Annotated in this window: 20 protein-coding genes and 1 pseudogene; 10 read left to right on the forward strand and 11 right to left on the reverse strand. The window is 41.0% G+C overall.

Annotated features, from left to right (window positions below; all coding sequences use genetic code 11):
- Positions 1 to 153 precede the first annotated feature (153 nt).
- Genes cydP through FTT88_RS00165 form a run of 5 tightly spaced genes read left to right on the forward strand, consistent with a single transcriptional unit; the run spans position 154 to position 3,505 of the window.
- Positions 154 to 345 carry a cytochrome oxidase putative small subunit CydP gene (gene cydP / locus FTT88_RS00145; RefSeq protein WP_078188513.1) on the forward strand — a complete coding sequence of 64 codons (192 nt, stop codon included), beginning with the start codon at positions 154 to 156 and terminating at the stop codon, positions 343 to 345.
- Positions 345 to 1,931 (forward strand): cytochrome ubiquinol oxidase subunit I, encoded by a 1,587-nt coding sequence (locus FTT88_RS00150; protein ID WP_168378621.1) that lies wholly within the window; start codon positions 345 to 347, stop codon positions 1,929 to 1,931. The genes cydP and FTT88_RS00150 overlap by 1 nt, the downstream gene beginning before the upstream one ends.
- Positions 1,928 to 3,073 (forward strand): cytochrome d ubiquinol oxidase subunit II, encoded by a 1,146-nt coding sequence (gene cydB, locus FTT88_RS00155; protein ID WP_168378622.1) that lies wholly within the window; start codon positions 1,928 to 1,930, stop codon positions 3,071 to 3,073. The genes FTT88_RS00150 and cydB overlap by 4 nt, the downstream gene beginning before the upstream one ends.
- A gap of 24 nt (positions 3,074 to 3,097) precedes the next feature.
- A complete protein-coding gene (cydX, locus tag FTT88_RS00160; protein ID WP_002120988.1) occupies positions 3,098 to 3,199 on the forward strand; it encodes a cytochrome bd-I oxidase subunit CydX in 102 nt (33 codons plus the stop codon).
- A 3-nt stretch (positions 3,200 to 3,202) separates the two neighbouring features.
- Positions 3,203 to 3,505 (forward strand): cyd operon YbgE family protein, encoded by a 303-nt coding sequence (locus tag FTT88_RS00165; RefSeq protein ID WP_078188516.1) that lies wholly within the window; start codon positions 3,203 to 3,205, stop codon positions 3,503 to 3,505.
- A gap of 20 nt (positions 3,506 to 3,525) precedes the next feature.
- On the opposite strand, the gene FTT88_RS00170 is transcribed toward FTT88_RS00165, so the two are convergent.
- From FTT88_RS00170 to FTT88_RS00200, 7 genes are all read right to left on the reverse strand, one after another.
- Positions 3,526 to 4,197 carry a hypothetical protein gene (locus tag FTT88_RS00170; protein WP_257232995.1) on the reverse strand — a complete coding sequence of 224 codons (672 nt, stop codon included), beginning with the start codon at positions 4,195 to 4,197 and terminating at the stop codon, positions 3,526 to 3,528.
- 68 nt (positions 4,198 to 4,265) lie between these two features.
- A complete protein-coding gene (rodA, locus tag FTT88_RS00175) occupies positions 4,266 to 5,402 on the reverse strand; it encodes a rod shape-determining protein RodA (RefSeq protein ID WP_111884954.1) in 1,137 nt (378 codons plus the stop codon).
- 85 nt (positions 5,403 to 5,487) lie between these two features.
- Complete coding sequence (gene ispD / locus FTT88_RS00180) at positions 5,488 to 6,213, reverse strand: 2-C-methyl-D-erythritol 4-phosphate cytidylyltransferase (RefSeq protein WP_180117334.1); 726 nt, start codon at positions 6,211 to 6,213, stop codon at positions 5,488 to 5,490.
- Positions 6,176 to 6,568 carry a septum formation initiator family protein gene (locus FTT88_RS00185; RefSeq protein ID WP_078188520.1) on the reverse strand — a complete coding sequence of 131 codons (393 nt, stop codon included), beginning with the start codon at positions 6,566 to 6,568 and terminating at the stop codon, positions 6,176 to 6,178. Before FTT88_RS00185 ends, ispD begins: the two co-directional genes overlap by 38 nt.
- Before the next feature lie 16 nt (positions 6,569 to 6,584).
- Complete coding sequence (gene eno / locus FTT88_RS00190; RefSeq protein WP_078188521.1) at positions 6,585 to 7,874, reverse strand: phosphopyruvate hydratase; 1,290 nt, start codon at positions 7,872 to 7,874, stop codon at positions 6,585 to 6,587.
- A gap of 64 nt (positions 7,875 to 7,938) precedes the next feature.
- Positions 7,939 to 8,796, reverse strand: coding sequence for a 3-deoxy-8-phosphooctulonate synthase (gene kdsA, locus FTT88_RS00195; protein WP_078188522.1), 858 nt, complete (start codon positions 8,794 to 8,796; stop codon positions 7,939 to 7,941).
- A gap of 31 nt (positions 8,797 to 8,827) precedes the next feature.
- Positions 8,828 to 10,468, reverse strand: a complete 1,641-nt coding sequence (locus FTT88_RS00200; RefSeq protein ID WP_180055921.1) for a CTP synthase — start codon at positions 10,466 to 10,468, stop codon at positions 8,828 to 8,830.
- Positions 10,469 to 10,697: 229 nt separating this feature from the next.
- Between FTT88_RS00200 and FTT88_RS00205 the strand changes: the two genes are divergently transcribed.
- On the forward strand, positions 10,698 to 11,111 hold the full coding sequence (locus tag FTT88_RS00205) for an internalin (RefSeq protein WP_180026262.1): 414 nt from the start codon (positions 10,698 to 10,700) through the stop codon (positions 11,109 to 11,111).
- A gap of 111 nt (positions 11,112 to 11,222) precedes the next feature.
- On the opposite strand, the gene FTT88_RS00210 is transcribed toward FTT88_RS00205, so the two are convergent.
- Positions 11,223 to 12,107: a LysR family transcriptional regulator gene (locus tag FTT88_RS00210; RefSeq protein ID WP_180173559.1), complete on the reverse strand. Its 885-nt coding sequence runs from the start codon at positions 12,105 to 12,107 to the stop codon at positions 11,223 to 11,225.
- Between the two features lie 109 nt (positions 12,108 to 12,216).
- Between FTT88_RS00210 and dkgB the strand changes: the two genes are divergently transcribed.
- A complete protein-coding gene (gene dkgB, locus FTT88_RS00215) occupies positions 12,217 to 13,023 on the forward strand; it encodes a 2,5-didehydrogluconate reductase DkgB (protein WP_180173560.1) in 807 nt (268 codons plus the stop codon).
- Position 13,024: 1 nt separating this feature from the next.
- The gene (locus FTT88_RS00220) at positions 13,025 to 14,200 is read left to right on the forward strand and encodes an MFS transporter (protein WP_180005103.1); all 1,176 of its coding nucleotides are present in this window, start codon (positions 13,025 to 13,027) and stop codon (positions 14,198 to 14,200) included.
- Positions 14,201 to 14,237: 37 nt separating this feature from the next.
- Here the strand turns inward: FTT88_RS00220 and FTT88_RS00225 are convergent, their stop codons facing one another.
- The 3 genes and pseudogenes from FTT88_RS00225 to FTT88_RS00235 form a co-directional block, all read right to left on the reverse strand.
- Positions 14,238 to 15,329 carry a YheT family hydrolase gene (locus FTT88_RS00225; RefSeq protein ID WP_180173561.1) on the reverse strand — a complete coding sequence of 364 codons (1,092 nt, stop codon included), beginning with the start codon at positions 15,327 to 15,329 and terminating at the stop codon, positions 14,238 to 14,240.
- A gap of 203 nt (positions 15,330 to 15,532) precedes the next feature.
- Positions 15,533 to 15,936 (reverse strand): annotated as a pseudogene (locus FTT88_RS00230) (nuclear transport factor 2 family protein).
- A gap of 122 nt (positions 15,937 to 16,058) precedes the next feature.
- Positions 16,059 to 18,083 carry an NADPH-dependent 2,4-dienoyl-CoA reductase gene (locus tag FTT88_RS00235; RefSeq protein WP_180135170.1) on the reverse strand — a complete coding sequence of 675 codons (2,025 nt, stop codon included), beginning with the start codon at positions 18,081 to 18,083 and terminating at the stop codon, positions 16,059 to 16,061.
- Positions 18,084 to 18,264: 181 nt separating this feature from the next.
- On the opposite strand from FTT88_RS00235, the gene FTT88_RS00240 reads away from it, so the two are divergent.
- Positions 18,265 to 18,804 (forward strand): PadR family transcriptional regulator, encoded by a 540-nt coding sequence (locus FTT88_RS00240; RefSeq protein ID WP_180049622.1) that lies wholly within the window; start codon positions 18,265 to 18,267, stop codon positions 18,802 to 18,804.
- Positions 18,805 to 18,829: 25 nt separating this feature from the next.
- A complete protein-coding gene (locus tag FTT88_RS00245) occupies positions 18,830 to 19,738 on the forward strand; it encodes an alpha/beta fold hydrolase (RefSeq protein WP_180173562.1) in 909 nt (302 codons plus the stop codon).
- Positions 19,739 to 19,757 lie beyond the last annotated feature (19 nt).

A 19,757-nucleotide genomic window follows, 5' to 3' on the forward strand; every position in this document is an offset into this window, starting at 1 on the left:
AAAAAATTAGTTTATTTTTTAACTAATAGGTAATATAAGTAATTGTATTTAAATTACTTAATAATATATTTTTATTTTAACTGTTCAACCTATTTGCTTTTTGTATATATTTGTTAATAATATAGTACAAGTTTAAAGAATAGGCTTATCTCCATGAGCTTAAAATTCAAAGATTTAAATCGTCGTGTGGTCAGAGAAATAACCGCAATACTAATAATTAAAGTGATTATTTTAATGATCATTAAGAACATCTGGTTCGACGCCCCTACTATCCCTAAAAACTTTGACAATCAAGTTGCCGAGCATATTGCTGGCAGTCCTTCCCAAATCAAGGAGACACGTTGATGATTTCTGAAAGCGTGGTCGATCTTTCGCGGTTCCAATTTGCAATGACCGCGATGTATCACTTTATTTTTGTTCCACTGACTTTAGGTCTGGCTTTTATTCTTGCCATCATGGAAACCACCTATGTGATTTCTGGCAAAGAAATTTATAAAGACATGACTAAATTCTGGGGAAAACTCTTCGGTATTAACTTCGCATTAGGTGTTACTACTGGTTTGACCATGGAGTTTCAGTTCGGTACTAACTGGGCGTATTACTCGCACTATGTCGGTGATATTTTCGGTGCACCATTAGCCATTGAAGGTCTGATGGCATTCTTCCTTGAATCAACATTTATTGGTTTATTCTTCTTCGGCTGGGATCGCCTATCCAAAGTTCAGCATTTGGCTGTCACTTGGTTAGTTGCGCTTGGCTCGAACATGTCTGCACTATGGATTTTAGTGGCCAATGGTTGGATGCAAAACCCTGTTGGTTCTGCTTTTAACTATGAAACCATGCGTATGGAAATGGTGGACTTCGGTGCGCTGATTTTCAACCCCGTGGCTCAGGTTAAATTCGTGCATACCGTATCTGCAGGTTATGTGACTGGTGCTATTTTCGTACTGGCAATTTCAAGTTACTACTTATTGAAAAAGCGTGACTTGCCATTTGCGCGTCGCTCATTCGCCATCGCTGCTATCTTTGGTTTAGCGTCTACACTTTCGGTGATCTTACTGGGTGATGAATCTGGTTATGAAATTGGTGACGTACAAAAAACTAAACTAGCTGCGATTGAAGCTGAATGGGACACTCACCCAGCTCCAGCGCCATTTACTTTGTTCGGTATTCCAAATAAAGAAACCATGTCTACTGACTACGCGATCAAAATTCCTTATGTCATGGGGATTATCGCAACACGTTCAACTGATAAAGAAGTGACGGGTATTAAAGACCTGATCGTACAACACGAAGCGCGTATTCGTAACGGTATGGTGGCTTACTCACAGTTAGAACAACTTCGTGCAGGCGATACGTCTCCTGAACTTAAAGCAGCATTTGCTGAGTCTCAAAAAGACTTGGGTTATGGTCTGCTTCTGAAAAAATACACAGACAAAGTGGTCGATGCTTCTGATGATCAAATCAAAGCTGCTGCAAAAGACACTATTCCACATGTTCCAAGCTTGTTCTGGGCATTCCGTGCAATGGTTGCTTCTGGTTTCTTAATGCTCCTTCTGTTCGTACTTGCTACCTTTGCTGTCGGTAAACGTAATGCAGAAAACAAACCTTGGTTATTAAAATTTGCTTTGTTTGCTCTACCATTACCTTGGATTGCTGCACAAACAGGTTGGTATGTTGCCGAAGTTGGTCGTCAACCATGGACTATCGGTGAAGTTCTACCTACACATCTTTCAGCTTCTAGCTTAAGTACAGGTGATGTATGGGGTTCTATCCTTGCATTGGCAGCGTTCTACACTGTACTGCTGATCATTGAAATGTACTTAATGATTAAATTCTCACGCCTTGGCCCAAGTTCTCTACATACTGGTAAATACCACTTCGAGAAACTTGAAGCTGCAAAAAAGGCAAATGAGGAGGCTCAAGCATGATCGAATATGAATTACTCAAAATCATTTGGTGGGTTTTAGTCGGTGTCCTACTGATCGGCTTCGCCCTCACCGATGGCTTCGATATGGGCTCAATGGCGATCATGCCATTCGTAGGTAAAAAAGACGAAGAACGTCGTGCGGCAATCAATACGATTGCCCCACACTGGGACGGTAACCAAGTATGGTTTATTACTGCCGGTGGTGCACTGTTTGCAGCATGGCCAATGGTATATGCAACTGCATTCTCAGGCATGTATTGGGCGCTGTTACTGGTACTCTTCGCTCTCTTCTTACGTCCAGTCGGTTTTGACTACCGTTCTAAACTTGAAAATACCAAGTGGCGTAATTCTTGGGACTGGGGTTTAGCAATTGGTGGTGCCGTTCCTGCCCTCGTATTTGGTGTTGCGTTTGGTAATATGTTCCTTGGTGTTCCATTCACTATGGACGAAACTGTTCGCTCGACTTATACAGGGAGCTTCTTTGCACTGCTTAACCCATTCGCTTTAGTTTGCGGTATCGTGAGTTTATCTATGCTTTGCGCTCACGGTGGTGCATGGCTCATGCTTCGTACAGACGGCGATCTACGCGCACGCTCTGCAAAAGCAACTCAGCTTATGGGTATCGTATTCTTAGTTTGCTTCTTACTGGCAGGCGCATGGTTATACTTCGGTAATATCCAAGGCTACACATTAGCTCAACCGTTTGACACTAATGGCGTTGCAAACCCATTAGCTAAAGAAGTGATCACCAATGCCAACCCAGGTTGGATGAACAATTACAGTACTTATCCAATTACTATGATTGCGCCAATCATGGCTATTTTAGGTGCGCTGATCATCATCCTTGCCGCAGGTAAAGGTAAAGCAGGTTTCAGCTTCCTTGGTTCAAGCTTGGCAGTCATTGGTGCAATCTTAACTGCTGGTTTTGCATTGTTCCCTTTCCTTATGCCATCGAGCATCAACCCAACTGTAAGTTTGACTATGTGGGATGCGGTATCAAGTAAAAATACCCTAACTGTGATGACAGTTGCAGCATGTATTTTTGTCCCACTTATCCTGTGCTACACAACTTGGTGTTACTACAAAATGTGGGGCGTGGTTACTAACAAACATATTGAAGAGAATTCACACAGCCTATACTAAGGCTGTGTCTAAGGAGAAAAGACGATGTGGTATTTTGCTTGGATTCTCGGTATCTTGATGGCATGTTTTGCAGGTGTACTTAGTGCGCTTTACATCGAACATCATCAAGATCTAGATGAGGAATAACAAATGACTGATGCTGCTGTAGAAAAATCACTTGTAGAAAAGAAGCCAAATAAATTTGCAATGGTCATTTCCTGCCTGTTAGCTTTTCCTTTGGCAGCCGTGTTACTTGTACATCCTGCTGCCATGCTGGATGACAATGGTGGATATAGCCATCGAGCGCTGATGTTCATCATGATAGGTATTTCAGGTGGTTTTGTGCATGGTGTGGGTTTTACACCACACCATTGGTTCTGGAAATGGCTTTTTAGCCCCTTCCTCGCTTGGCCACTCATGTTATGGGGCTACTACACATGGTTCCTACATTAATTAATATCTAAATAAAGCCCTCACTTGAGGGCTTTATTATATTTACGATCAATTTCGGCTTTTTTTTCTGCTGTAATATCGTCTTGCATTTGAAAACAGCCTCTAAATTTTTCATGGATATGATGAATATATTTTTCTTTAGCGGCATGCCTTAGCAAAATTTGAGCTGCCATTATGATAAATCCATTGACTTGCTTCACTATTATTATGCGCTGAGCATCCGCCAACCCAGCTTTTCGCTGAATTAATGAGTTTCGACCAGTATGCACAATCGAATGCAAATGCTTTAACGAATAGAACTTAAACGCTTTAAACATTTCAACAATATGCTTAATTTCTACAACATTTTCTAACTTTGTAATCATTTCAGCTGCGGTAGGAATTTTCACATTCTGAAGCAACTCTTCTTCTCGTTGAATTTCAAATTTCTGAATTTCTATATTAGAGGCAACCATTAGTAACCAATATGCCCTCACCACAGCTTCAAATTGAATTCGAAATAATGCGAGTGCAGATATATCTTGGCGTGATTCTAAAAGTTGTAAAATGGCTTCACCATGCTCCATGGATAATTCACAACATTCATAGACTAAATCAAGTCGCTGCACGCCACCAATAAATGCTGAATGATTTAACTCGTTATATAGCTCATCCAACATCGATTCAGAATCACGAAAAATATCTATCAACATCAGCTTCCATTTTTTAAATGCCAAAATTTTAAATATAAAAAAAGCCGGATTAATTCCAGCTTTAAAATTTAACGATGCGTATGAATCGACATCACAATCCCCATCCCTGCGAGCATCGCAATTACAGCTGTACCACCATAACTCATCAACGGTAGTGGATCACCTGTTACCGGTAAAATCCCACTGACCATACCCGAGTTTAAAAATACAAAAAAGAAGAAAGTTAATCCTATCGCTCCTGCATAGAGTCGTCCAAAATTATGGAAGCAATTTAGTCCAATAATCAAACAGCGAACAATAATTGCTGTAAATAAACTAAATAAAAGAAATACACCAATAAAACCAAACTCTTCAGCATAGGTCGACATAATAAAGTCAGTATGATGCTCTGGCAGATAACCCAAATGCGACTGTGTCCCTTCGGTATACCCCTTACCCATTAAACCGCCTGAACCAATGGCAATTTTAGACTGAATAATATTCCAACCTGCACCAAGTGCGTCAGACTCAGGATCGAATAACGTCAGTACACGTTTTTTTTGATATTCCTGCAAAAAGAACATCCAGAGTACAGGTGCTGCAATCGCAAAGGCTGTTAAAGCAGCTGCAATTAAACGCCAAGACATTCCACTTAAAAATAAAACAAAAATACCCGGAATAATCAAACCGATATTCAAGTCAGGCTGTAAAGCGACCAATGCAAATGGAATCAATAATAAAATTAATGCCCCGACGATTTGTAAAAATTTCGGTGGAAATGGTTTTCGCGCAAAATACCACGCCATCATGAGTGGCATGGCAAATTTCATAAATTCACTCGGCTGCATACTACCGATACCCGGCAAGCTAATCCAGCGTTTCGCCCCCATCCTTTTTTCACCAATGACCAAAACCAACAACAGTAAAAATATACCGATGGCGTATAAGTACGGACTCATAGATTGGTAAACTTTGGGTGGAATTTGCGCGCAGATCAGCATCACAATAAAGCCCACACCAAAACTTGTGGCTTGACGTAGTACCATTCCCGAATCTTCCGCGGTCGCACTATAGACAACCATCAGCCCCAATATTGCATTGAGTACCAAGAAGCAAAGTAACCACGGGTCTAAATGAAGTTTAGCCCATCGAGAAGAATCGTGTTTTATACTGCGGCCATCGCGTAATGACTGACGTAAAAAACGATACTGTTGAGAAGGGATCATTGCGAAACAGATCTAAAAAGGATGCGGGAATTATAGATTAAAGCGACAGTAAAAATCACTGTCCCTTAAATATTCCTTGAAATAATCATCTATTCACTTGAGACGCTAAAATTAAACGTGCCAACTCTAAATCATCAGGATAGGTAATTTTAATATTGTCCGAACGACCCTGCACGACATTGACATGCTCACCGACAAATTCTAAGGCACTTGCTTCATCTGTGATGGTCGCACCAGCGGCAAGCGCTTGTTCAATGGCATTTTTAAGCACACCCAATTTGGCAATTTGTGGTGTCTGCGCTTGCCATAAAGTTGAACGATCTACCGTTGTTGATATAAGTGGTGCCGTTTCAACTCGCTTTAAGGTATCGCGTACGGGAATGGCGAGAATCGCACTTTGCTCAGTTTCTACTGCCGATTGAACTAAATTTTCTAAACTCAACTGAGAGACACATGGTCGTGCTGCGTCATGAACAAACACCCAATCATCATCATTGGCAATCGAAGATAGATATTGCAATGCATTGAGTACAGAATGCACACGCTCTGCACCGCCTAAACAAAAATGAGCCTTCTCTTGATTAGTGAGTGCCAAGGTCTGAGCAACATTATCTTGCTCACCTATAGCCAATACATAGCCTGTCAACGGCAATTGGTTGAGACGTGCAACTGTGTGTTCAAGCACAGTTAGACCCGCAATGTTTTGATATTGTTTTAGTTCAGTTTTAGAAAATCGACTTCCTGAACCAGCAGCAGGAATAATGGCCCACAATTTAAGGTTCTGGTGGAAGTTCGGCTGGTTCTGACTCATTGGTACGTAGGTCTACTTTTGCGTTTGGATCAATATAAATTGGTTTGTACTGAGTACTGATCGTACTCATCTGTACGAAAGTCTCATGCGGTTTAATTAAACCTAAATCTAGACGAGCATGCTCTTCAATAGCTTCAACGCCATTTTTTAAATCGTATACTTCAGCGGCAAGTACGCGATTTCGTTCTTTTAATTCGTCATTGAGTTCGACTTGTTGTTGTATTTTCTGACTCAGTTGTTGATGTTGATGATAACCACCTTCACCGAACCAGTATAAATATTGAAACCCTGCGATCAAAAAGATCGCAAGGCCCAACAATGCTTTACTCGCTTTGGAGTCAAATACATTTAACATAGATAGCATGATCTGCTTAGTTCAAACCTTTGAACTCAGCTTTACCGCGATATGCAGCATTAGTCAATTCTTCAATACGAAGTAATTGGTTATATTTCGCTACACGATCAGAACGGCAAAGTGAACCAGTTTTGATTTGACCCGCTGCTGTACCCACTGCAAGATCCGCAATAGTTGAATCTTCAGTTTCACCAGAACGGTGTGAAATTACTGTAGTGTAACCATTTGCTTTTGCAAGGTAGATTGCATCTAGAGTTTCAGTCAACGTACCGATTTGGTTGTACTTGATTAGGATCGAGTTACCCACTTTTTCGTTGATACCACGTTGAAGAATCTTAGGATTCGTAACGAATAGGTCATCACCAACCAATTGGATTTTGTCGCCAAGGATTGAAGTGAGGTAAGACCAGCCTTCCCAATCAGACTCGTCCAAACCATCTTCAATTGAGATGATTGGGTATTGTTTTGCAAAACCAGCAAGGTAGTCAGCAAATTGGTTGCTTGTGAATGCTTTATTGCCTTCACCTGCAAGGATGTATTGACCATCTTTGTAGAATTCTGAAGATGCACAGTCAAGCGCAAGCATAATATCAGAACCTGCTTTGTAGCCAGTTTTTTCAATTGCTTCAAGAATTACTGTAATTGCTTCTTCGTTAGAACGAAGGTTCGGTGCAAAACCGCCTTCATCACCAACAGCAGTATTTAAACCTTGTTTCTTTAAAACTGATTTTAAAGAATGGAAAATTTCAGCACCAGCACGTAAAGCTTCAGAGAATGAAGTGAAGCCAACAGGCTCAATCATAAATTCTTGAATGTCTACGTTGTTGTCTGCATGTGAACCACCATTTAGGATGTTCATCATTGGAACAGGCATAGTCAAAATGCTGTTATTACGAAGGTCTGCGATGTATTGGAAAAGTGGAATTTTCTTTTCATCAGCAGCAGCGCGCGCAGCAGCTAGCGATACCGCTAAAGTTGCGTTCGCACCTAATTTTTCTTTGTTTTCAGTACCGTCAAGCGCGATCATTGTATTATCAATGTCTTTTTGTTCGAATACTGATTTACCCAACAATGCATCACGAATTACTGTGTTAACGTTGTTAACCGCAGTTTTAACGCCTTTACCTAAGTAACGAGCTTTGTCGCCGTCACGAAGTTCTAAAGCTTCACGAGAACCAGTTGAAGCACCAGATGGTGCACATGCACGGCCTACAACGCCAGAGGCTAAGATTACGTCTGCTTCGATGGTAGGGTTACCACGAGAGTCCAAAATTTCACGTGCACGAATGTCAACGATTTGGCTCATGAACAATTCCTCAGTTGATTAATAAAAATGATGCGTCAAAAGTGACGCATCAATGTGTATCGAATTAGTGTGTGTCTAACTTTGCGAAACCTTTGACCAAGGTATCGAGTTCTTTTAACTGTGCCAAGAATGGTTCCAACTGTGACATGCGTAGCGCACATGGACCGTCACATTTGGCATTTTCTGGATCTGGATGAGCTTCTAAGAACAGACCTGCTAAACCAGTCGCCATACCTGCACGTGCCAGTGTCGTGATTTGTGCACGACGACCACCTGCAGAATCCGCACGACCACCCGGCGTTTGAAGCGCATGCGTAACATCAAAGAACACAGGGACATTCATTTCTTTCATGATGTCAAAGCCCAACATGTCTACAACTAAATTATTGTAACCAAATGCTGAACCACGTTCACAAAGAATCAGTTTGTCATTCCCTGCTTCCAAACACTTATGCAAAATATGACGCATTTCGTGTGGTGCGAGGAACTGTGCTTTTTTAATATTGATGATGGCATCAGTTTTCGCCATCGCTTCAACAAGGTCAGTTTGACGGCTTAAAAATGCAGGAAGCTGGATAATATCCGCAACTTCAGCAACAGGCGCAGCTTGATATGGTTCATGTACGTCAGTAATAATCGGCACATTAAAGTGTTTTTTTATGTCAGCTAACCACTCGATTCCTTTTTCCAGGCCTGGGCCACGGAAAGAGTTCAAGCTTGAACGATTGGCTTTATCAAAACTTGCTTTAAACACATACGGAATATCCAAGCGTTTGCAGATATCCACATAGGTTTCAGCAATTTCAAAAGCAAGGTCTTTTGACTCAAGTACGTTCATGCCGCCGAATAGTACAAATGGCAAATGATTTGCCATTTGTATATCGCCTAAACGTACAATTTCCTGTGGTTTTAATTGTGACATTTAAACTCTTCCTGGTTTAGTCAAAAACACATTATTTCGCTTTTTGGTACTGCTTTTTAGCAGCATCAATAAAGCCTGCGAATAATGGGTGTCCATCACGTGGTGAACTTGTAAATTCCGGATGGAATTGTACAGCAATAAACCAAGGATGTTCAGGAATTTCAACAGTTTCAACGAGACGCTGTACTGGAGAATAACCTGAAATCTTCATGCCTTTTTCTTCAAGCACTGGGATATAACGGTTGTTCATTTCATAACGGTGACGATGACGTTCAACGATCTCTTCAGAACCGTAAACTTGTGCAGTTTTTGTTCCCGCAACCAATTCAGATTTTTGAGCACCCAGACGCATTGTGCCGCCTAAGTCAGAATCTGCATTACGTTGTTGAACTTCGCCGCGCTCATCTAACCATTCAGTGATTAGACCAATCAATGGTGATTTAGTAGAACGGTTAAATTCAGTAGAAGTTGCATCGCTAATACCCGCAACGTTGCGCGCATATTCGATCACAGCCAACTGCATACCTAAACAGATGCCAAGGAATGGCACACCGTTTTCACGTGCAAAACGAATCGCTTTCATTTTGCCTTCTGTACCACGTTCACCGAAGCCACCCGGCACTAAGATTGCATCCGCGTCTTTTAATACGTCGTTTACATCTTGGCTTTCAAGTTCTTCTGCATTTACGTAGTCGATTTGAACTTTCACACGGTTTTGAATACCCGCATGTAAAAGTGCTTCGTTTACAGATTTGTATGCATCTGGAAGTTCAACGTATTTACCAACCATCGCTACACGAACTGTATATTCAGGGTTCAGTAATGCATCTACAACGTTATCCCAGTCTGTAAGATCAGCTTCTGGAAGATCGTCATAACCAAAACGTTCGCAGATTAAATCATCAACGTTTTGTTCATAGAAAGTACGTGGAATTTGGTAAATTGAACGCGCATCTTTACATACCACAACTGCACGCGCTTCAACGTTCGTAAATAACGCAATTTTACGTGTAGTGTCAGCATCAACATCATGCTCTGTACGGCAGATCAGGATGTCTGGTTGAATACCAATCGACAAAAGCTCTTTTACAGAGTGTTGAGTTGGTTTAGTTTTTAATTCAGCAGCTGACTTAATATATGGGAGTAAAGTTAAGTGCATTAACATTGTGCGCTTATGACCTAGTTCGACCATAAGTTGACGTACAGATTCCATGAATGGGAGAGATTCAATGTCACCTACTGTACCGCCGATCTCAACGATCGCAACGTCATAGCCTTCACCTGCACGAAGAACACGTTCTTTAATATTGTCAGTAATATGTGGAATAACTTGAACTGTACCACCGAGGTAATCACCACGACGTTCTTTATTCAAGACATCTTGGTACACTCGTCCTGAAGTAAAGTTGTTCAGTTTGGTCATTTTCGCACGACGCAAGAAACGTTCGTAATAACCCAAGTCTAAGTCAGTTTCAGCACCATCCTCTGTGACAAAAACTTCACCGTGTTGGAATGGACTCATAGTCCCTGGATCGACATTAATGTATGGATCCATTTTTACCATGGTTACTTTTAAACCACGGGCTTCTAAAAGCGCAGCCACTGATGCAGCTGAAATACCTTTACCTAGTGATGATACAACACCACCAGTAACGAAAATAAAATGGGTCATTAAGTTTCTCGTACAATGGAGCCTAAATTGGCCTACAATGTTGTGCGATTTTACTTTACTCTGTACCAAGAAAGCAAAGTCATTCCGCATCAATTCATAGAACAATTAACAATTGGCTATTGTAACAGCAATTATCATAAAAATTTAGAGTAAGTTCTTATCATTTCTATATTCTTATTTGCTGTTATAATGCATTTATCCAATCCACACTTTTTTGTTTTGTGTAATTATGAATAAGAAACTTTTAATCTGCGGTGCAATCGCAACAGGTCTACTTCTTACAGCATGTGTAAAAAAAGAAGCACCAAAAGAAGAAGAACAGGAACAGGTTGAAGTTGCAGCATCTGAACCAACAGCATCTGTACCTACACAATTAGAACCAGTTGAAGAACAACCAGTTGTTGAAGAACCGACTCAGCAGCAAGTTGAAGTGATTCGTGAAGAAACACCGAATACAACAACTGAAATTCGTCGTGAACCTACTCCTCCTGCAGAAGCTCCTGCTCCAAAAGCAGAAGCACCTAAAGCAGCAGAAAAACCTGCGCAAGCTGCTCAACCTAAACAAAACTCTGGTTCTGCACAGTCTGAAGATGACGCCGTTGCCGCTGCCATTGCTGCTGCAACACCAGCCTTAGAGAACTAAGATCGAAGTTTTATCAAACAAATGATCAAAAAAACCCGGCAAAAGTCGGGTTTTTTATTGTTTCTATGTAAATAAAAAGCTGCACAAAACGATGCACAGTTTTTCTCACAACTATTCTTGTAATTTTTCAGCTAAATATTCAATAAATAAACGAACACGTTTCGGTAAATGCTCTTGTTGATAATAGACAGCATGAATAAGCTGTTCATGTGGCTCAATTTGATCGTCTAAAAGTTGTACCAATCGCCCTTCTGCAATATCTTTTTCTAACATAAAAATCGAAAGACAAGCGATGCCCATCCCATGAATCGCAAGCTCACGAATGGTTTCACCATTTGATGCCTTAATATTTGGTCGGATCGTCAAATGTTTCCCTGCGACTTGGATCGGCCAAGTATTCATATGGGTAATTTGACTAAATCCAAGTAAAGCATGTGCGGTTAGCTCATCAGCATTTTGCGGACGTCCATGCTGCTGAAGATATTCAGGACTCGCCACCAAACACAGTCGACTCTTGTAGATAAGTTTTGCGTGCAAACTGGAGTCGTTTAATTTTCCAAAGCGAATTGCAACATCCGCTTTATGCTCTAATAAGTCAATCACTTGATCATGATTTACTAATTCAATCTGTATATGCGGATAACGTGCATTAAATTCTGGAATCAAGGGAACGATCATATGCAGAATAAACGAAATCGCAGAATCGACCCGCACCAACCCCGAAGTATCTGCATCTAATTTCAGCAGAGAATCTTCCGCTTCGCTCAAATCATTCAATATCCGCCGTGTTTTTGCTAAAAACAATTGCCCCTCTTGCGTGAGCTTAATTTTGCGGGTAGTTCGTTCCAACAAGGTTACATTTAATTTAGATTCCAGACGCTGTAATGCGCGGCTGACACCCGATGCTGTCTGATCCAGTCTTTCTGCTGCTTTGATAATAGAGCCACTATCTACAATAACAGTAAAAGCCTGCAGCTCCTCAATGGTCGATTTCATTGCATATTCGAATTCGTGATTTTTAATCAATAATATATTCTAAACTCATGCATTTTTCTTCATTAAAATTAGCAGCACAATAGCATCAATTCAAAAAAGAGAATTCCTGATGATTGTTCCCCAATTTGGTGTCGGTACCTTCCGTTTGGCAGGTGAAACTGTCATTCATTCAGTTAAAACAGCCTTAGAGGTAGGATATCGTGCTGTAGACACCGCACAAATTTACGCTAATGAAGCAGAAGTAGGCCAAGCACTCCATGAAAGTCAGGTCAATCGAGCTGATATTTTCTTAACCACGAAAATTTGGACTGAAAATTATGCTGCCGACAAACTAATACCCAGTCTAAAAGACAGTTTAATTAAATTGAGGACTGATGCAGTTAACCTCACACTTATTCATTGGCCAGCACCTGCTCTAGGAGTCGATATTCCCGAATTAATGGGACATTTACTTGAAGCAAAAAAACAAGGTTTGACTGAACATATTGGTGTATCTAATTTTAATATTGAGCTCACTCAACAAGCCATTGATCACATCGGGCTAGAAAATATTGCAACCAATCAAATTGAACTTAGTCCATATTTGCAAAATCAAAAATTGGTCAATTATCTGCAAACGAACAATATAGATGTCACATCCTATATGACCTTGGCTTATGGCAAAGTTTTGCAAGACCCAACCCTGTTAAATATTGCGGCCGAACACCAAGCTACTTCAGCTCAAATTGCACTCGCATGGGCACTGCAAAAAGGTTATGCCGTGATTCCATCTTCAACCAAACCTGAACATTTAATCAGTAATTTAAAAGCTCAAGAGATTCATTTAACACCTGAACAGATGCAGGCCATTGCCACACTCGACAGAAATGCGCGTGAAGTGAACCCACCTGAACTTGCTCCAGTTTGGGATATTTAATATGAAATTCAATTTTCCATTAATTGCATTAGCCGTAGGTGCTTTTGCAATTGGCACAACAGAATTTTCACCCATGGGCTTCTTACCTGAAATCGCAGCAGATTTATCGGTGTCTATTCCTCAAGCGGGCTTACTGATTAGTGCCTATGCCGTTGGCGTCATGATTGGTGCCCCATTAATGACCTTATGGTTAGCACGTTTTCCTAAACGTACTGCCCTTATTTTACTGATGGCAATCTTTACCATCGGTAATATTTTGGCAACGATTGCACCCAATTATCTTGGTTTAATGGCTGCACGCTTAGTCACCAGCTTAAATCATGGTGCATTTTTTGGCTTAGGTTCTGTGGTTGCAGCGAGTGTTGTGCCGAAAGATAAACAAGCCAGTGCTGTTGCCATGATGTTTATGGGCTTGACCATTGCCAATATTGGCGGCGTGCCACTCGCAACATGGGTGGGGCAAAATATCGGTTGGCGTATGTCTTTTGCGGCCATCACCTTACTTGGCATCATCACCATGTTGGCATTATGGAAAGCACTACCCCATCAGCAACAGACCGAAAAACCAGATGTACGAGCAGAGTTAAAAGTATTAACACGCATGCCTGTTGTTTTAGCACTGCTCACCACGGTCATGAGTGCTGGAGCTATGTTCGCGCTCTATACCTATATCGCACCAAGTTTAAAAGTCTTTACTCATGCAAGCCCTGAACTTATCACTTTCATGTTGGTTTTAATCGGGATCGGATTTTCAATTGGTAACCATTTCGGTGGTAAGTTTGCAGATCAATCCTTAGATAAAACCTTGATTGGCTTTTTAGTCTTACTCATGCTGATGATGCTGTTATTTCCAATTTTAGCAACATCCACCATTGGCGCGGCGATTGCATTAATCATCTGGGGAGCAGCAGCCTTTGCCGTTGTACCACCTTTACAAATGCGTGTTATGACAGTCGCTCACGATGCACCAGGCCTCGCTTCTTCAGTGAATATTGGTGCATTTAATCTTGGAAATGCTTTGGGCGCTGTTGCTGGTGCCGCAGTGCTAAATCTTAACCTCAGCTATGCCGCGGTGTCTTATGCAGGCGCTACACTGAGCGCTATAGCGTTGATTTTAGTATTGATTCAAATGAAGCTTAAACCTCAAACATCTGCATGTTGCGCACAAGCTGAGTAATTTCACAAAAAATAGCCTATTAAAAATAGGCTATTTTTTAATTCGCATATAACTTTAAAAAATCTGCCATCAATTTGGTTGCCCATGAATGGGTTTCCACTAGACCTTCATAATAACCACAGTGACTGCCTTTTTTAGTGGTCACCACCACTACATTCGGCAAAGAACGGATTAATTCTTTATAGGGTTCAAAGTTTTGAATGTGGCAAATAGGATCGTCTTCGGCATTTAAAATCATCAAAGGAATTTTAAGATTTTCAAATACATAAATTGGGTTGGTGGATTTGGCATAACTTTCATAATCAGTAAAACCCGCCATTTGAAAATATGTACGTTCAAACTGCGCCAGATCTTTACTTTTTAGGACTTCAATTATAGATGGAGTCGTTGACCATGTTGCAGAATAGGGTTCTACAAATTTCTGAAAGAGCTTCTTGGTCATCATTTTACTGTAAAAAGGATGTACATTTTTAAAGCCAAGCTCGGTGTCATAGCCCGGACATAAAGCAAAAGCCGCTTTAAGTGGTGTTTCCTCACCTTGTTCGCCTAAATAGCGGACCAATAACCCCGTTCCTGCAGATGAACCGACGCCAAATAAATTCGATTCGGGAAATTTCTGCTGAATAAAGGCAATCTGTTCACGCAGGTCATCGGTTGAACCAAATAAGTTTATTTTGGCAACAGGCATAGGTAAATTGGCATGACCACGTCTTAAACACAGTGCAATGCGCCAACCTGTATATAGATGAAGATCCCGAACCACTTCTCGCATACTTTCAGGCGTTCCCGTAATCGTATGCATGAGCACCACAGTTGGCACAGCCGCAGGTAAATCTAAACCTAACCATGCAATGGCTGTGATTCCACCATCAGCCATGGTTAGCTGCTCTATGGCGTCGTATTTGAGCTTTACTTGCTGCTTTTTAATGACATCAAAATACAGTAAATGTGCATGGGTATTCGACAGCCAAGGCGTAGGACGATATTTTTTATGTAGTTGCTTTAACTTCGGCAGCACATGTTTCATTTGCCCTTCAGGATGATAATAAAGCTGTGGTAATTCTGCACCGATTGCATGATCTACAAAATTTAAAAGAGCCTGACGCCCTTTATGCATCACATTATTCATTGACCTTACCTTCACCTCGCTTCGCACCACAGCAAATTATTCCAATCTTTTCACTTTGACTAACAATGCCCATTAAAAAAAACGTATCTACAAAACCATATCTCGCTAGCAATATTTGTTTGCTTAAGCCTCAAAAGCAAAAAGCATGACAATATCCATCATGCTTTTTATCATTCTGTGATGAGCATTTAAAATCAGCAGATTTAAGGCTGATATTGCATAATGCGCTCACCCATTTTTGCAGCCAATGCTTCTAAGCCACTTTTTGGACGAAGCATGACTTCAAAATCAATCATCTGACCTTGTTCATTAAACTGAATCATGTCGATCCCTTTAACTTTTTCTCGCCAACATTGGCAGAAAACTCAAGAACTACGTTCAAGCCATCTTCTGTATAGAACTCACGGTGATAGGTAAAATTTTCAAAAATTTGAATCACATTGGTCAAAATAAAAGTTACTACAGGCTTACCTGGATATGGGTTAAACGCGACAGGTGAACGAAACACCACATCTTCTGCCAAGAGTTCATTTAAAATATTCATATCCCGTGTGTTAAGCATTTCGTGCCAACGTGCAACAGATTTTTTTGTTGTTTCAATAGTCATGTTTATGTCCTTTTTTTTGATGAATCATTTCCCTTTCCTCAAACTCCTCTCCCAAATGGAGAGGAAGCACGACAACTGCATATTAAATTGAATGAAGTTGTCGTGGTTTAGTATGAGGCTGATTAAATCACCGCAGCCAAATCTGCACCTTGACGAATGGCACGTTTAGCATCCAACTCACCGGCTTCTTTCGCACCTCCAATCAAATGCACATTTTTGCCATCTGCTTGTAGCTGTTCATACATCGCGGTATAGGATTCCTGACCTGCACAAATCACCACATGATCAACATCTAAAATACGTGATTGACCATCAACGGTAATATGCAAACCTTGATCATCAATTTTGTCGTAGCTTGCACCCGCAATCATTTTCACATCGCGGTGTTTCAAACCTGTACGGTGAATCCAACCCGTGGTTTTACCTAAGCCAGCACCAACCGATTTAGCCTTACGTTGCAATAAATACACTTCACGCGGCGATTCTTCGACGTCTGGATGTTTCAAGCCACCGACTTGCGCATAAGTGGTATCAATACCCCATTCATCATAAAATTTCTCAGGATTGAGGCTACCGCTTTCACCTTCATGCGTTAAATATTCAGCCGTATCGAAACCAATACCGCCTGCACCAATGATCGCTACACGTTTGCCCACAGGTTGACGTTCACGTAAAACCTGTAAATAACTCAATACTTTTGGATGATCAATACCATCTATATCTAACTGACGCGGCGTTACACCCGTCGCCACCACGATGTCATCAAAATCAGACTGAGCTAATTCTTCATACGTTGCCGTATGGTTCAGTACCAATTTAATCTGAGGCAATAGTTCTATTTTGCGTTTGAAATAACGCAGCGTTTCATAAAACTCTTCTTTACCAGGAATCGTTTTCGCGATATTGAACTGCCCACCAATTTGGCTCGATGCTTCAAAAATAGTTATGTTATGACCACGCTCTGCAGCATAAGTTGCAAAGCTTAAACCCGCAGGTCCCGCACCAATCACAGCAATATTTTTCACCTGTGCAGATTCTTTAAAAATCAGTTCAGTTTCATAGCAAGCTTGAGGGTTAACCAAACATGTTGCAATTTTCATCGAAAAAATATGATCTAGGCAGGCTTGGTTACAACCAATACAGGTATTAATTTCATCACTACGACCTTGTTCTGCTTTTTCCACAAAACGTGGGTCAGCCAGCATTGGACGTGCCATGGACACCATATCTGCATCACCCGAAGCAAGTACGTGCTCAGCCATTTCAGGGGTATTGATACGGTTTGAGGTGATTAAAGGAACATTCACTATACCTTTTAATTTCTTGGTCACCCATGTAAATGCAGCACGTGGCACTTTGGTTGCAATGGTCGGAATACGTGCTTCGTGCCAACCAATACCGGTATTGATAATGGTTGCACCGGCTTTTTCAATCGCTTTTGCAAGTTGCACAACTTCTTCGAAAGTCGAACCGCCTTCAACCAAATCCAACATAGAAAGACGGTAAATAATAATAAAATTTTCACCGACTAATTCACGCGTACGACGCACGATCTCAATTGGAAAACGAATCCGGTTTTCATAACTGCCACCCCATTCATCATCACGGTGGTTGGTACGTGCAGCAATAAACTCATTAATTAAATAACCTTCTGACCCCATGACCTCTACACCATCATAACCCGCTGTCTGTGCTAACTGAGCACATTTGGCAAAATCATTGATTGTGCGTTCGACGTCTGCTGTGCTTAAAGCTTGCGGTTTTACTGGGTTAATTGGTGCTTGAATAGATGAAGGTGCAACATTATTGGCCTGATACGAGTAACGACCTGTATGCAAAATCTGCATCGCAATTTTACCGCCAGCATCATGTACCGCCTGCGTAATCACTTTATGTTTTTCTGCTTCTTCTAAAGAGTCTAATTTTGAACCACCAGCAAATGTCACACCATCATCATTGGGAGAAATACCACCAGTTACAATCAGACCTACACCACCTTTCGCACGCTCAGCGTAAAAAGCTGCCATGCGTTCATAGCCACCCGGTGCTTCTTCAAGGCCGATATGCATAGAACCCATCAATACACGGTTCTTTAGCGTTGTAAAACCTAAATCTAGTGGTGCCAATAAATTTGGATAATTTGACATTTTTTCTCCTTAGCGTGCTGAAAAGCTGGCTATTTTTATCTTCACTTGTATACGAGCTTTCTCTTTTCATCTACGTATACAATATTTTTGCAACTTGTTGCACTAATTTATATGCGAGATTTGATTTTTATGCAACATGTTGCATAATAAAAAGTACAAAACTATTTTGACTGAGCCATATATGTCTTTAGCCCATGTTTTACTCACGAGCTTACTTGAAAAACCGAGTACAGGAATTGACCTTGCACGCCGTTTTGACCGCTCTATGGGCTTTTTTTGGAATGCAACACATCAGCAAATCTACCGTGAACTCAATGGCATGCTGCAAAAAGGCTGGATCAGCACCATTGAAGATGAGCACAGTACAACCCGTAAAAAAACCTACCAAGTTGAACAGCTTGGACGTGTTGAATTAGCCAATTGGATGGTTGAGCAAAGCCCTCCGGCTCAATTACGTGAAGAGTTGATGGTTCGTTTACGTGCAGAAGCTCAGCTGGGTACAAATGGCGTATTACCCGAATTAGAGCGCCATCTAGACATTCACAAAGAAAAACTAAAAGTGTACCAGTCTATTTTTGCAAAAGACTTTGCACATGCGCATGATGAAGACCGTACTTTGTACATTCATAAAATGATTTTACAGCTTGGGATAGATTTGGAAATCGGTTGGATCAAATGGCTCGAAACCATCATTCCACAATTGCATAAATTTAATCGCTAAAACAAAAAAATAAATAGGAAGCCGCATGCCACACTATACAATGCCCGATCAGCAACAACTGTATGTTCGTGAATATGGTCAAGGAGAACCCATTCTGGTTTTATCTGGACTGGGCATGCAAAGTTGGCAATGGCACCCTTTTCTATATCAACACCGAAAGCATTTTAAATTTATCATTCCAGACTGGCGTGGATTTGGCGGCTCTAAACATTGTCAAATTCCAAATATGGACACCATTTCAAGCCATTGGCGAGATATTGACAGCTTAGTTTCCCAACTTGGTTACGATAAAATCACGGTGATTGCTTACTCCATGGGGGCAACGACCACCATGCACGGTTTAAAATACGGTCAGTTTGCTGAAAAAATTAAACGTTATTTACACATCGATCAAACCCCTAAAATACGAGTAGATGCAGATTGGCAATTTGGTTTATATGGCAAACGTCACACTGAGTTTTTAAGTATTTTAGAAGACATCTCGAAGGTACTTGCAACCAACCTCTCTGTGCCATTTGCACAGCAGATGAATAAACATGACCGTCAAGGTCTAGTCGACGCTTGGTTAAGGTTCATAGACTTACAAAATAGCAATCCATATGCATTATCCGCTTTCCGTTTTGCATACCAACAACCGACGTTACAGAAGCTGATGTTACCCTCACAAAGTGTGGCCTATTTATATTGGTATATTCAAAATTATCTGAACCATACTGAAGATTATCGTGAAGCCATTGCAGCACTCACCGCACCAACAACTTTTTTCACAGGGGCAAAATCGATCCTCTACCCTGCTCAAGGTCAAAAAATTATTGCTGACAGTCTAGCCAATGCAGAGCAGATTATTTTTAAAAAATCGGGACACACGCCATTACTCAGTGAACCGGTCAAATTTAGCCGTGAAATCACCAAGTTCTTAAAACAAGCGCTCTAATAAGACTGAATAAAAAAAT

This window comes from Acinetobacter sp. YH01024 (assembly GCF_013420195.1).
In the GTDB taxonomy this organism is placed as follows: domain Bacteria; phylum Pseudomonadota; class Gammaproteobacteria; order Pseudomonadales; family Moraxellaceae; genus Acinetobacter; species Acinetobacter amyesii.

Excerpts from the sequence above, each read along its gene's own strand:
- cydP (WP_078188513.1), top strand. The coding sequence starts at position 154 with ATGAGCTTAAAATTCAAAGATTTAAATCGTCGTGTGGTCAGAGAAATA.
- FTT88_RS00150 (WP_168378621.1), top strand. The coding sequence starts at position 345 with ATGATTTCTGAAAGCGTGGTCGATCTTTCGCGGTTCCAATTTGCAATG.
- cydB (WP_168378622.1), top strand. The coding sequence starts at position 1,928 with ATGATCGAATATGAATTACTCAAAATCATTTGGTGGGTTTTAGTCGGT.
- cydX (WP_002120988.1), top strand. The coding sequence starts at position 3,098 with ATGTGGTATTTTGCTTGGATTCTCGGTATCTTGATGGCATGTTTTGCA.
- FTT88_RS00165 (WP_078188516.1), top strand. The coding sequence starts at position 3,203 with ATGACTGATGCTGCTGTAGAAAAATCACTTGTAGAAAAGAAGCCAAAT.
- FTT88_RS00170 (WP_257232995.1), bottom strand. The coding sequence starts at position 4,197 with ATGTTGATAGATATTTTTCGTGATTCTGAATCGATGTTGGATGAGCTA.
- rodA (WP_111884954.1), bottom strand. The coding sequence starts at position 5,402 with ATGATCCCTTCTCAACAGTATCGTTTTTTACGTCAGTCATTACGCGAT.
- ispD (WP_180117334.1), bottom strand. The coding sequence starts at position 6,213 with ATGAGTCAGAACCAGCCGAACTTCCACCAGAACCTTAAATTGTGGGCC.
- FTT88_RS00185 (WP_078188520.1), bottom strand. The coding sequence starts at position 6,568 with ATGTTAAATGTATTTGACTCCAAAGCGAGTAAAGCATTGTTGGGCCTT.
- eno (WP_078188521.1), bottom strand. The coding sequence starts at position 7,874 with ATGAGCCAAATCGTTGACATTCGTGCACGTGAAATTTTGGACTCTCGT.
- kdsA (WP_078188522.1), bottom strand. The coding sequence starts at position 8,796 with ATGTCACAATTAAAACCACAGGAAATTGTACGTTTAGGCGATATACAA.
- FTT88_RS00200 (WP_180055921.1), bottom strand. The coding sequence starts at position 10,468 with ATGACCCATTTTATTTTCGTTACTGGTGGTGTTGTATCATCACTAGGT.
- FTT88_RS00205 (WP_180026262.1), top strand. The coding sequence starts at position 10,698 with ATGAATAAGAAACTTTTAATCTGCGGTGCAATCGCAACAGGTCTACTT.
- FTT88_RS00210 (WP_180173559.1), bottom strand. The coding sequence starts at position 12,107 with ATGAAATCGACCATTGAGGAGCTGCAGGCTTTTACTGTTATTGTAGAT.
- dkgB (WP_180173560.1), top strand. The coding sequence starts at position 12,217 with ATGATTGTTCCCCAATTTGGTGTCGGTACCTTCCGTTTGGCAGGTGAA.
- FTT88_RS00220 (WP_180005103.1), top strand. The coding sequence starts at position 13,025 with ATGAAATTCAATTTTCCATTAATTGCATTAGCCGTAGGTGCTTTTGCA.
- FTT88_RS00225 (WP_180173561.1), bottom strand. The coding sequence starts at position 15,329 with ATGAATAATGTGATGCATAAAGGGCGTCAGGCTCTTTTAAATTTTGTA.
- FTT88_RS00235 (WP_180135170.1), bottom strand. The coding sequence starts at position 18,083 with ATGTCAAATTATCCAAATTTATTGGCACCACTAGATTTAGGTTTTACA.
- FTT88_RS00240 (WP_180049622.1), top strand. The coding sequence starts at position 18,265 with ATGTCTTTAGCCCATGTTTTACTCACGAGCTTACTTGAAAAACCGAGT.
- FTT88_RS00245 (WP_180173562.1), top strand. The coding sequence starts at position 18,830 with ATGCCACACTATACAATGCCCGATCAGCAACAACTGTATGTTCGTGAA.